Origin of the sequence: Rahnella sp. Larv3_ips (assembly GCF_003697865.1) — a bacterium.
GTDB lineage: Bacteria > Pseudomonadota > Gammaproteobacteria > Enterobacterales > Enterobacteriaceae > Rahnella > Rahnella rivi.
Genome location: NZ_MJIB01000004.1, coordinates 620,243 through 633,006, shown reverse-complemented (window position 1 = coordinate 633,006; position 12,764 = coordinate 620,243). Strand labels below are relative to the sequence as shown.

The following is a 12,764-nucleotide window of genomic DNA, read 5'->3' as shown; positions in this document are numbered from 1 at the left end:
TTTCAATGCAAAAATTCCTTTTCCTGTTGCTGAGCATGGTATTGCTTGGCCCGCTCGGTATTGATTTATACCTGCCCGCCATCCCGGCAATTGCCGTGGGTTTAGACAGCTCAGAGGCCGTGATTCAGTCCTCCATTTCCTTATTCATTCTGGTCATGGGGCTGGGGCAACTGGTTGCCGGGCCGCTGGTGGATAAATTCGGTCGTCGCCCGATCGCGATTATCGGCGTGCTGGTGTATCTGGCGGGGGCAATCATCGCCGCCACGTCCGTGGCACCGTGGATGTTCCTGCTCTCACGCGTGGTTCAGGGGCTGGCGGTCTGCTGCACCTCGGTGGTGATTTTCAGCGGCGTGCGTGACCGCATGAGCGGCAACGATGCCGCCCGCGCTTACGGTTTTCTCAACGGCACGCTGAATATTATCCCGGCACTCGCCCCGCTGATAGGTGGCCTGATTGCCCAGTTTTACGGCTGGCGTGCGCCCTTCTGGGCGCTCAGTGGCTATACGATCGCCATCCTGCTGCTGGTCATTTTCAAACTGCCGGAAACCCGCCCTGCGGATACGCTCACCAACCGCGGTCTGCCGTTCCGCCAGTACGCACGCATTTTATCGGATCCACGTTTCATCACCTTTGCGCTGGTCAATGCCGGAGCCATGGGCATGGCGCTGACCTACGTCTCGCTGGCACCGACGGTACTGATGAACGTTGCCGGGCTTTCTCCGCTGGAGTTCTCCATCGTCTTTGGCGCAAACGGCTTCTGGATTATGGCGGTGAGCTTTGTGGCTAACCGCATTATCCGCAAGGTGGGACGTCCGGTGTGTCTGAAAACGGGGGGCATACTGATGTTCGCCGGTTGTTTAGGGCTGATTGCGGGGATCACGCTGGTTCCGCCGGCAGAGCAAACCGCCACCTGGTTATACATGTTGCCGGTTGCCAGCGCCTGTGCCGGACTGGCATTCCTGATGGGCCCGGCGACCAGCTATGCGCTCGAACCTTACTCCAGCGAGGCAGGTGTCGCCTCAGCGCTGGTAGGTTCGGTACAGATGGCCGGTGGCGCGATACTTGGGTTTATTGCGATGGCACTGCCGTTGCAGCCGAAGCTGAGCGTGGCGCTGGTCATGCTGGCGGGAGGATGTCTGGCGATGCTGGCGCGTCGCGCCAGCAAAAAATCAACGGGCAATCTGACCCGTCTGGAACGTTAATACGGCTGTTTATTCGACAGTCGTCACCGGTACGCGGGGGGCCAGCGCGGTCAGCAGCTCATAACCCAGCGTACCGGCCGCCGTTGCCACCTCATCCACCGGAAGATGATTCCCCCACAGCTCGACCGGTGCGCCAATCTGCGCCTGCGGGCATGGCGTTAAATCCACCGCCAGCATATCCATTGATACCGTCCCAACCGTGCTCGTGCGCACTCCGTCCACCCAGACTGGCGTACCGGAAGGCGCATGGCGCGGGTAGCCGTCGGCATAACCGCAGGCGACCACGCCGATACGCTGAGCCTGCGCCGCCGTATACCGTGCGCCATAGCCCACGCGGTCGCCACTGTTCAGCGTCTGAATGCCGATAAGCTCGCTGCGCAGCGTCATCACAGGGCGCAGACCGGTACCGGCGATGTCCTGCCACTGCCCGCTCGGCGATGCGCCATACAGCACAATGCCCGGCCTCACCCAGTCGTAATGGGTCTGCGGATGCCACAGCGTCGCGGCAGAGTTCGCCAGACAACGCGGCCCGCCGATCCCTGCGCCAGCCCGGGCGATGACCTGCATTTGCGCGTCCACGCCTTCGGCGCTGTCGGCGGTGGCGAAGTGACTCATCAGCGTGATTTCCCCCACCTGGCCGAGTTCCCGCAGCTTTTTCCACATCGCAGGAATACGCTCAGGGGCAAAACCCAGCCGGTTCATGCCGCTGTTCACTTTCAGATAGACGTTCACCGGGTGACTGACTTGCGCCTGCGCCAGCGCGGCAATCTGCCATTCACTGTGAACCGACGTGGTCAGGCGATACTGGTCGAGGGTGGCGATATCTGCCGCGCTGAAAAAACCTTCGAGCAGCAGAATCGGGCCTTCCCAGCCCGATTCCCGCAGTAAAATCGCTTCTTTAAAATCGAGTAAGGCGAAGCCGTCCGCGCCGGATAAACTTTTCCAGATACGTTCGATGCCGTGACCGTAGCCGTTGGCTTTCACCACGGCCCAGATTTTACTGTCCGGCGCGAAACCCCGGATGACATTGACGTTATGTGTGAGCGCAGAGAGAGAGATAGTGGCAGAAATCGGGCGAGGCATACCAGCTCCGGTAGTGATCAAAGTAACGCCGGTGCAGCACAGCGGCTGCACCGGCGGAAATGTGCAGCGGGATCAGCCCACCGGATGCATTTTATGCGGGCCCGCCGGGCGGGCAATAAAGTCCGGGCTGTAGCGCTCAACGGATAAATCATCAGAGGGGATAGCCGGCGTCACGCCTGACATAATGTCTGACAGCAACTGGCCGGAGCCGCAGGCCATGGTCCAGCCCAGCGTACCGTGACCGGTATTCAGGAACAGATTTTTGATGCGGGTGCGTCCGACAATCGGCGTGCCGTCCGGCGTCATCGGCCTCAGACCGGTCCAGAAAGTGGCCTGTTCGACATTGCCCCCGTTCGGGTATAAATCTTTCACCACCATTTCCAGTGTTTCGCGGCGCGCCTGCGCCAGCTTCAGGTTGAAGCCGACGATCTCCGCCATGCCGCCCACGCGGATACGGTCGTCAAAACGGGTGATAGCAATTTTGTAGGTTTCATCCAGCACGGTGGAAACTGGCGCAGAAGCAGGATCGGTAATCGGGATCGTCAGCGAATAGCCTTTCAGCGGATACACCGGAATCGACACCAGATCAGCCAGCAGCGCGGTGGAATAGGAACCGAACGCCACAACATAAGCATCTGCTTTAACGATGTCATTGCCGCATTGCACGCCGGTAATTTCGCCGTTTTCCACATGCAGCTTATCCACCGTGCGGTTAAATTCAAACACCACACCGGCCTGACGCGCCATCTCCGCCAGCCGGCGGGTAAACATCTGGCAATCGCCGGTTTCATCGTTTGGCAAACGTAACCCGCCGGTCAGCTTGTGCGCTACCTGTGCCAGCGCGGGTTCTGCGCTCGCCAGCTGCGCAGACTCCAGCAACTGATACGGCACGCCCGCGTCTTCCAGCACGGCGATATCTTTTGCGGCGCTTTCAAACTGCTGCGCAGTACGAAACAGTTGTAATGTGCCGCCCTGACGCCCTTCATACTGAATGCCGGTATCTTCACGCAGCGCTTTCATGCAATCGCGGCTGTACTCTGCCAGCCGGACCATGCGGCCTTTATTGGTCTGATAATGGTTCATGTCGCAGTTGCGCAGCATCTGCCACATCCATTTGAGCTGGAACTGCGTGCCGTCGAGGCGGATCGCCAGCGGCGCGTGTTTCTGGAACATCCATTTCACCGCCTTGACCGGAACGCCGGGAGCCGCCCAGGGTGCCGCGTAGCCCGGTGAGATCTGCCCCGCATTGCCCGCGCTGGTTTCTTCTGCCGGGCCGGACTGACGATCGATAACCGTCACCTGATGACCCGCTTTTGCCAGATACCATGCACTGGCGACACCGACCACACCACTGCCTAAAATCACTACACGCATATCGACTCCACTCAACGCCCAAACAAAGCATAATATTCTGATGACAGGAAATTAACCTGACTGTTAAAAATCGCCAACACAGGCGTTCATAACCGTGAGTTGTTTCACAATTATTTATCGTTCATACCAGCAAATTTATCAATAGGCGGAAATAAATAACGATATCACGCAACATTTATGCTGCGCAGAGAGAAACTTATGGTTTTGTGAAAGCAATGACAGCATTGCTGTCACTGAGTTTTAAGGCCATCAGCCCGGCTTTCATAACGGGCATTTATTCTTGTATACAAGCTACTTATCAGAATAAACCACTGCAAAGAAGTCGCGCAGTGATATTCCCTCATTTATTGCGCAGATCGCGGGGCAGACGCCGGTGGCGTTTATCACCCCGCTAAAATTTGCTGCAGATCACTTTTCCGGCCATGGGCGAAAAAATCTCCTACACTTCGATCGGTTCATGTCGAGCAACTTTTCATCCAGCCTGAGGGGACGATGTGTGAATAATTCAAACTTTCTGACACTTAAAGATGGTACGCAGTTGTTTTACAAAGACTGGGGAAGCGGGCAGCCGGTGGTGTTCAGCCACGGGTGGCCACTGACCTCAGACGCCTTCGAAGATCAGATGCTGTTTCTGGCCAACAACGGATATCGCGTGATTGCCGCCGACCGCCGCGGGCATGGCCGCTCCTCGCAGTCGTGGGACGGCAACACTATGGATCAATACGGCGATGATATGGCCGAGTTAACCGCGCACCTGGATCTGAAAGACGCGGTGCACGTCGGGCACTCTACCGGCGGCGGTGAAGTCGCCCGCTACATTGGCCGTCACGGCACCTCGCGCGTGGCAAAAGCGGTGCTGATTGCAGCCGTGCCACCGATCATGATCAAAACGGATTTTAACCCTGACGGTTTACCCCTTTCCGTTTTTGACGGCATTCGCGACGGTGTGCAGAAAGACCGCTCTCAGTTTTTCCGCGATCTGCCCGACGCATTTTATGGTTTCAACCGTCCTGGTGCCGAGGTGTCCGAAGGGCTGCGCGAAAGTTTCTGGCTTCAGGGAATGCAGGGGTCAATCAAATCCCTGTATGACTGTGTGAAAGCGTTTTCGGAAACCGACCAGCGCGAAGATCTGAAAAAGATGACCATCCCGACGCTGGTCATCTACGGCGACGACGATCAAATCGTGCCGCCGGTGTCCTCCAGCGAAGCCGCGCTGAAACTTCTGCCGGACGGCAAAAGTAAAGTCTATGCGGGCGCATCGCATGGCCTGTGCAGCACGCACAAAGAGGAAATCAATCAGGATCTGCTGGCGTTTATCCGCAGTTAACCCCCCTCGCCGCCCCTGAACGCCACCCCCGCCCTGCCCGCAGGGCGTTTTTTATCCGGCACCCCGCACGTTGACAGCGCGCAGACCGGGGGATATAGAATGGCAGAGGAATGGATTTCTGGTGTTTATCAGGCAGCAAAATCAGATTGAGCTACGATTATTAATGGACGTGCGAAATCTTAAGAAAAGGTTGTGAATCAAACACTCTGTAGCGTCCATAACTGAATGAGGGTGCGGCTTATGACGACAGTGACCCAAAAGAAAAATACTGAGGACAAACGTCTTAGCGATGGACCGGACTGGACGTTTGATTTGTTGCAAACCTATCTCGCTGAGATTGATCGGGTAGCGAAGTCTTACCGGCTGGACACCTATCCCCATCAAATCGAAATCATCACCTCCGAACAGATGATGGATGCCTACTCCAGCATCGGCATGCCCATCAACTATACGCACTGGTCGTTCGGCAAAAAATTCATCGAAACCGAGCAACTCTACAAACACGGCCAGCAAGGTCTGGCGTATGAGATCGTCATCAATTCCAATCCCTGTATCGCCTATCTGATGGAAGAAAATACCATTACGATGCAGGCGCTGGTGATGGCTCATGCCTGCTACGGGCATAACTCTTTCTTTAAAAATAACTACCTGTTTAAAAGCTGGACCGACGCCAGTTCCATCGTCGATTATCTGCTGTTCGCCAAACGCTACATCAGTGAGTGTGAGGAGCGTTATGGTACTGATGAAGTGGAGCGGTTGCTCGATTCCTGCCACGCGCTGATGAATTATGGCGTTGACCGCTATAAGCGTCCGCAAAAAATCTCGCTGCAGGAAGAGCTGGCGCGACAAAAAAGCCGCGAGGAATATCTGCAAAGCCAGGTGAATACGCTGTGGAAAACCCTTCCGCGCAAAGACGCCATCGATGCACCGGAACAGGCGCGCCGTTTCCCTTCCGAACCGCAGGAAAACCTGCTGTATTTCATGGAAAAAAATGCCCCGTTGCTGGAGCCATGGCAGCGCGAGATTTTACGCATCGTGCGCAAAATCAGTCAGTATTTCTATCCGCAGAAACAGACTCAGGTGATGAATGAAGGCTGGGCGACTTTCTGGCATTACACCATCCTCAATCATCTGTATGACGAGGGGAAAGTCTCTGACCGTTTCATCCTGGAATTCCTGCACAGCCACACCAACGTGGTATTCCAGCCGCCTTATAACAGCCCGTATTACAGCGGAATCAACCCGTATGCGCTGGGCTTTGCGATGTTCCAGGACATCAAGCGCATCTGTCAGGAACCGACCGAAGAAGATCATTACTGGTTCCCGGACATTGCCGGATCCGACTGGCTGACCACGCTGCATTTCGCGATGCGTGATTTTAAAGATGAGAGTTTCATCAGTCAGTTCCTGTCGCCGAAAGTGATGCGTGATTTCCGCCTGTTTACCGTGCTCGATGACGATCACAATAACTATCTGGAAATCGCGGCGATCCACAATGAAGAAGGCTACCGGGCTATTCGTCAGGAGTTATCAGCGCAATATAATCTGAGCAATCATGAACCTAACATTCAGGTGTGGAACGTCGATTTGCGCGGGGACCGTTCGCTGACGCTGCGTTATATCCCGCAGGATCGTGCGCCGCTGGATAAAAGCCGCCGCGAAGTGATGAAGCACGTTCATCGTCTCTGGGGCTTCGATGTGTTTATCGAGCAACTCAACGCCGACGGCAGCGTCGAACTTTTGGAGCGTTGCCCGCCGCGCCCTGCACCGCTCTGACGGGCGAACGTCTGCGATGAAAAGAGTCTGTTCAGGCATTAAAAAAGGGCGCTCAGCGCCCTTTTCTCATTTTACTGTTCAGACCTGACGGACTGGGTTTTTACTTCTTTTGATCGGTAAGATCACCCGGCATGGTGCCTTGCATACTGTGCCAGATTTCACCGCTCTGACGGCCATAATTGCGCACGCAATCCACAATCTGCTCGTAACTTTTTTCGTGGCAAATGTCTGACAATTTCTTGTAGAACGCGATAGCCAGTTTACGGGCTTCAGGATTGGAGAAGTAATAACGCCCGACGCGCGTGTACAAACCGCGCAATCCGTTGATGATCAGACCGTAAATCGGATTGCCGGACGCAAACGCCAGGCCGCGGAAAATGTCGTAATCCAGCACGGTAAAGGCTTCGGCCTGGTCTTCAACCACCTCGGCGGTAGCCAGCACTTTCTGCGTCTCTTCCGGGTTAGTGCGCATCGCTTTGCGGATGAAAATCGTCGCGATATTGGTACGCACGGAAAGAAGATTGTCGATCAGCTGCGGAACACTGTCATGATCCAGACGCGCCAGCGTTTCAAGAATATTCAGGCCGGAGGTTTCCCAGAAATTGTTCACTTTCGTCGGCTTACCGTGCTGAATGGTCAGCCAGCCGTCGCGGGAAAGACGCTGTAACACTTCACGTAAGGTCGTTCGGGTTACCCCAATGAGTTCTGAAAGTTCTCTTTCAGCCGGTAAGATTGAACCGGGCGGGAACCGACTGTTCCAGATGCTTTCGATGATATACTCTTCGGCAAAACCGGCAGGACTTTGTGCCTTAATAACCATGTGTTTGTCGTTCCGTTTGGGGCATTTATTGGGGGTAAAGTTGAGCTCATCATACCAGATGAAAATCCCCGGTTATAGGCCACAGTGACAGGCAATGTGGAAACTGTGCAGGGGTTGGCATAAATTTAAATTTTTGAATCACTTATTGCCGCTGTCTGCCCCGTCATTGCTAAATTAATTATGATGATATTTGATTAACCATTTGAAATATAAATGATAATAACAGGAGCCTTTGGGGATATATGGAAACCACCTTCACGCGCGCGTTTATAAAAAACTTTCTGGGTCAGTCTCCCGGTTGGTACAAAATCACTATTTTGGTCTTTCTGATTGTTAATCCGCTGGTTTTCTTCCTGGTCAGCCCCTTTCTGGCGGGCTGGTTACTGGTGGTGGAATTTATTTTCACCCTGGGCATGGCTCTGAAATGTTACCCGTTACAGCCCGGCGGTTTACTGGCTATTGAAGCGGTGATGATCGGCATGACCAGCGCAGAGCGCATCCGTGAGGAGATTTCTGCCAATCTGGAGGTGATCCTGCTGCTGATTTTCATGGTGGCCGGTATCTACTTCATGAAGCAGCTGCTGCTGTACGTCTTCACCAAGCTGCTGTTAAACCTGCGCAATAAAATCGCGCTTTCCCTGGCGTTTTGTTTTGCCGCAGCGTTTCTTTCCGCCTTCCTGGATGCGCTGACGGTGATCGCCGTGGTGATCAGCGTGTCGGTCGGGTTCTATTCCATTTACCACAACGTTGCCTCGAACCAGCCAGAAGACGCCGGGATCAGCGACGACAGCGCCTTTACCGGGAACACGCAGCGTCAGGCAATCCTTGAGCAGTTCCGCGCCTTTCTGCGCAGCCTGATGATGCATGCCGGTGTCGGCACGGCGCTGGGCGGCGTGATGACCATGGTGGGGGAACCGCAAAACCTGATCATCGCCAAAAGCGCAGGCTGGCAGTTTGCCGACTTCCTGATCAGGATGTCGCCGGTCAGCGTACCGGTGTTTATCTGCGGGTTTATTGTCTGCGCGCTGGTCGAGCGTTTCCGCTGGTTTGGTTATGGCGCGCAGCTGCCGCAGCCGGTCTTTGAGGTCCTGAAAAAGTTCGACCAGAAAAACAGCGAAAACATGACGAAACAGGAGCAAATCAGGCTGGCCGTGCAGGCGCTGATCGGCGTCTGGCTGATTGCCGCGCTGGCATTTCATCTTGCCGAAGTCGGCCTGATCGGGCTTTCGGTGATCATCTTCGCCACCGCGTTCTGCGGCGTGACCGATGAACATGCCATCGGTAAAGCCTTCCAGGAATCGCTGCCGTTTACCGCCTTGCTGACGGTCTTCTTTGCGGTGGTCGCCGTGATCATCGAGCAGCACCTCTTCAGCCCGATCATTCATTTCGTTCTTCAGGCTGCCCCGTCGAACCAGCTGTCATTGTTCTATCTCTTTAATGGCCTGCTGTCGTCGGTGTCAGATAACGTGTTCGTCGGCACGGTTTACATTAACGAGGCCAAAGCCGCGCTGGAAAGCGGCGCTGTCAGCCTGCAACAGTTCGAGCTGCTGGCGGTGGCGATCAACACCGGCACCAATCTGCCGTCGGTGGCGACGCCTAACGGCCAGGCGGCATTTCTGTTCCTGCTGACGTCTGCGCTTGCGCCGCTGATCCGCCTCTCTTACGGGAGAATGGTGTGGATGGCGCTGCCTTATACGGTGGTGATGACGCTGGTCGGCCTGCTGTGCGTACAGTACTTGCTGCCGGGAATGACGGAGTGGTACACGCAGATGGGATGGATTTCGCTGGCCTGATAGCGCAGGTGCAAGACCCGGTAATTTCTGATGCGTATGCCGTGGAGGAAATTACCGAAATTAAAAGTCGAATTCTCCGAATTCACGCAATTATTTACCTAATTTTCATGCAGACAGGCTGGCAGCGGGAAGCAATTGGTTTACACTGCGTCTCAGTAGCTAACTGCAGGGAAAAAATTTCTATGTTGCAATATCTTAACCGCTGCTCACAGGGACGCGGTGCCTGGCTTCTGATGGCACTGACCGCGCTGATCCTTGAGCTGGTTGCGCTCTATTTCCAACACGTCATGTTGCTTCAACCATGCGTGATGTGTATTTACGAGCGTTGTGCTTTGCTGGGTATTCTCGGTGCCGGTCTGGTGGGTGCCATCGCGCCTTCTACCTGGTTGCGTTACGCCGGTATTCTGATTTGGTTATACAGTGCTTACGAAGGGATCCGCCTGTCATGGGAACACACCATGATCCAGCTGCACCCCTCTCCGTTTGCCACCTGTGATTTCGCCGCGCGCTTCCCGACCTGGCTGCCTCTGGACAAATGGTTCCCTGGCATGTTCGTTGCCACCGGTGACTGTGCAGAAAAGCAGTGGGAATTCCTGACACTCGGCATGCCACAGTGGCTGGTCGTGGTGTTCAGCGTATTTATGATTATCGGTGTGCTGGTGCTGCTGGCTCAGTTTGTGAAGCCGAAACGCCGCGATTTGTTTGGCCGTTAATCTGCAAATACCGTTCTGAATTAAGCGCCTGCGGGCGCTTTTTTTCGTCTGAGCAACCACAAACCTGTGCACACCTGCCATGCGGTGATGGTGTAAACCGACAGGCGTTCAATCAGGCCTGTTGGCAGTACGTCCAGCGAAATCGTCATCATGCTGATGAGGCCAATGCAGCCGGATAGCAGACTCAGCGCCGAAAATATCTTCCACCCTGAAATACCGCGCTTCATCCACCCAGCGCTCAGCAGGCAGACATTTCCGCCAGCGATCGCCAGCACGGCGCCCGTCTGATGCAGCGTCACGCCGCCGGTGCCACCGCCGCTGTGAAAAAGTGCGATCAGCACGCCGCCCACGCCGTGCAGCAGCCCGAAAAACAGAAACGGCGCCTGCCCCTTTTCATGAAACACTGCCCTTAACAGCCAGCAGGCGATGAAAAATAAAACGCCTTCCAGCGCAAATCCGCTGTTCATCAGGACATGGAGCGGGGAGCAAATGTCACGCCCATCCGCCGTCATACCGCACGATGCGATCCCCAAATCACTGATGTAATTCTGAAGATAAGAATAGTCAGGTGCACGCCACGCCAGCGCACTGATTTTCTCCGCCACGACATACTGCAATCCGCCCAGCGTCAGGCAGATCGCCCCGCCTTTTTGCCACCCTGTGAGTGTCTGCATCCGCACCTTCTTTCTGACCTGATGCTGTGATTCTAGCGTAAGTTCAGGCAGTTGCCCGCGGGGCAAAAAAAAGCGTCCAGTTAGCGCTCAGTTTTCATGAACGCTAACGGACGCCTTTTTGATAACTTTGATCAGCCTTCCGTGGGGTGAACCCTGTGGAATAAATAATGCAGCTTCTATGCCAACTCACTGTGAAATCACAAACACCTGATTTGTCAGTGCTTTGACTACAAGCTGCAAGATCACAGCTTTACTTCTTGCACACTTTATCGACATTTAATCAACAAATTCCCTGTTGATGTGCAGCGTTGATAAAAAAGTGCAACGTCGGTGATACCTGTATTACTGTCAAAATTACTCTTTCGTAATCGAATCGAGATACAACTGGCTACCCGCCACATTCTGGCTTGCGCCCTTCACGTTATCGCGGATTGCCACCAGCAATTTACTCTGTAGCGCCACAACAAACGGTGAACTGCGTTGCAACTCGCGCTGTAAATCTGCATAGAGCGCTTTACGTTTGGTCGGGTCGGACTCTGCCGCTGCCGCACGCGTTTGTTTACTGATTTCCGGGATCACCCACTGAATGCGCTGCGCCAGGGTTTTCGGCCCGTTGGGCACGTTATAAGCGAAGGTACTGGCGTTGGTGTTCGGATCAAGATAATCAGCGCCCCAGTAGGTGAAGATTGACTGGAATTTATGCGCCCGCATGCGTGTCAGCACATCGCTTTCCACCAGCGGATGCACCACAAGATTGATATCGGCTTTGGCAAAACTGGCCTGCAACGCCTGAGCAATATCGGAATACGGTGGCTGGTTAATGACGATCAAATCGATTTTAGTCCCCGGCGCAATTCCGCCCTTGCTGAGAATCGCTTTGGCTTTTGCCACGTCATATTTAAACGGCTGATCGTCAATCGCCCCCGCCAGACCGTCCGGCAGGAAGGTCTGATGAATGCCGTATTGCCCTTTCAGCAGTTCGGTTGAAATCCCCTGATAATCCACCAGCCAGCGGGCCGCTTCCCACAGTGCCGGATTCGCCAGCGCCGGTTGGGTGGTGTCACCGACATTAAACGCCAGATAGAACACCTTCGCCGCCGGGAACTGCGCCACGTGCACGCCCTTCTCGTTTTGCAGCGAGCTGAACTGATCCGCACCTAAATCATAGGCCACATCAGCGTCGCCATTGACCACCAGCAGACGACGGGTGGACGGATCGCCCACGTTTTTGAACAGTACGTTCTCAAGCCTTGCCAGCGGTTTCGCGTTCGGATTACGTTTAAAGATCAGCGCTTCGTGCGGCACATAGTTACGCACTACATAGGCGCCGCTGCCCGCCGAACGGGAGCGCAGCCAGCTGTTACCGAAATCGTCTTTATCGGTGTGTTCTTTCAGCAATTTGCTGTCGACGATCCCCGCCACCGGTGCAGAGAGAATACTCAGCACCAGACCGCTGCCGATATCCGCAGGCCAGGTCAGCTGCACTTTATCGTCAGCCAGCTTTTTCAGATTGCCGTCAACATTTTCCGGCGTCCATCCCAGCTCTCCGAGAATAAACGACGGGCTTTTATTGAGTTTAACGACGCGGGTAAACGAATAGATCACATCATCGGCGGTGACCGGATTGCCGCTGGAAAATTTCAGTCCCGGCTTGAGGGTAAATATCAGGCTACGCCCGTCCGCCCCCGCCTGCCAGCTGGCGGCGATATCGGGATCGAGCTGGTCCGGATGCTGGCGGTCAGACACCACCAGTTGCTGATACAGGTTAACCAGATTGCCGGAGCTGACGGTTTCAAAACTTTCCGCCGGATCCAGACTGATGATCCCTTCCAGCGATCCCGCCACCACCAGCGTATCGACTGGCGTCGCCGCATCCACACGGGTTACCGCCATCATGAGTAAAAATAACAGGGAAGGCACTCGTACTTTCATTAAGGTCGATCTCCACAGATGAAAAGACATTTTTTTCGAGTGTAGACGGGCAACCTCAGAGCAAGAACCA

At 54.8% G+C, this 12,764-nt stretch carries 10 protein-coding genes; 5 read left to right on the top strand and 5 right to left on the bottom strand.

Annotated elements, in window-relative coordinates; genetic code table 11:
* The first annotated feature begins 5 nt into the window (after window positions 1-5).
* On the top strand, window positions 6-1,202 hold the full coding sequence (locus ED901_RS05345; protein WP_122095622.1) for a multidrug effflux MFS transporter: 1,197 nt from the start codon (window positions 6-8) through the stop codon (window positions 1,200-1,202).
* A 9-nt stretch (window positions 1,203-1,211) separates the two neighbouring features.
* On the opposite strand, the gene dadX is transcribed toward ED901_RS05345, so the two are convergent.
* A complete protein-coding gene (dadX, locus tag ED901_RS05340) occupies window positions 1,212-2,285 on the bottom strand; it encodes a catabolic alanine racemase DadX (RefSeq protein WP_122095205.1) in 1,074 nt (357 codons plus the stop codon).
* A 72-nt stretch (window positions 2,286-2,357) separates the two neighbouring features.
* A complete protein-coding gene (locus ED901_RS05335) occupies window positions 2,358-3,659 on the bottom strand; it encodes a D-amino acid dehydrogenase (RefSeq protein WP_122095203.1) in 1,302 nt (433 codons plus the stop codon).
* Window positions 3,660-4,155: 496 nt separating this feature from the next.
* Between ED901_RS05335 and ED901_RS05330 the strand changes: the two genes are divergently transcribed.
* Both ED901_RS05330 and ED901_RS05325 read left to right on the top strand, forming a co-directional pair.
* Window positions 4,156-4,986 carry an alpha/beta fold hydrolase gene (locus ED901_RS05330; protein WP_122095201.1) on the top strand — a complete coding sequence of 277 codons (831 nt, stop codon included), beginning with the start codon at window positions 4,156-4,158 and terminating at the stop codon, window positions 4,984-4,986.
* Window positions 4,987-5,226: 240 nt separating this feature from the next.
* The gene (locus tag ED901_RS05325) at window positions 5,227-6,762 is read left to right on the top strand and encodes a SpoVR family protein (RefSeq protein ID WP_056770281.1); all 1,536 of its coding nucleotides are present in this window, start codon (window positions 5,227-5,229) and stop codon (window positions 6,760-6,762) included.
* Between the two features lie 100 nt (window positions 6,763-6,862).
* Here the strand turns inward: ED901_RS05325 and fadR are convergent, their stop codons facing one another.
* Window positions 6,863-7,582, bottom strand: coding sequence for a fatty acid metabolism transcriptional regulator FadR (gene fadR / locus ED901_RS05320; protein WP_056770278.1), 720 nt, complete (start codon window positions 7,580-7,582; stop codon window positions 6,863-6,865).
* A 242-nt stretch (window positions 7,583-7,824) separates the two neighbouring features.
* Here fadR and nhaB point away from each other — a divergent pair, with 242 nt between their 5' ends.
* Together nhaB and dsbB are read left to right on the top strand one after the other, a co-directional pair.
* On the top strand, window positions 7,825-9,375 hold the full coding sequence (gene nhaB / locus ED901_RS05315; protein ID WP_122095199.1) for a Na(+)/H(+) antiporter NhaB: 1,551 nt from the start codon (window positions 7,825-7,827) through the stop codon (window positions 9,373-9,375).
* A 182-nt stretch (window positions 9,376-9,557) separates the two neighbouring features.
* The gene (dsbB, locus tag ED901_RS05310) at window positions 9,558-10,088 is read left to right on the top strand and encodes a disulfide bond formation protein DsbB (RefSeq protein ID WP_122095621.1); all 531 of its coding nucleotides are present in this window, start codon (window positions 9,558-9,560) and stop codon (window positions 10,086-10,088) included.
* Between the two features lie 20 nt (window positions 10,089-10,108).
* Here dsbB and ED901_RS05305 read toward each other — a convergent pair whose 3' ends face one another.
* Both ED901_RS05305 and ED901_RS05300 read right to left on the bottom strand, forming a co-directional pair.
* Complete coding sequence (locus tag ED901_RS05305; protein WP_122095197.1) at window positions 10,109-10,762, bottom strand: DUF998 domain-containing protein; 654 nt, start codon at window positions 10,760-10,762, stop codon at window positions 10,109-10,111.
* Between the two features lie 354 nt (window positions 10,763-11,116).
* Entirely contained in the window at window positions 11,117-12,694 is a 1,578-nt protein-coding gene (locus ED901_RS05300; protein ID WP_122095195.1) for an ABC transporter substrate-binding protein, read from the bottom strand.
* Between the last annotated feature and the right edge of the window lie 70 nt (window positions 12,695-12,764).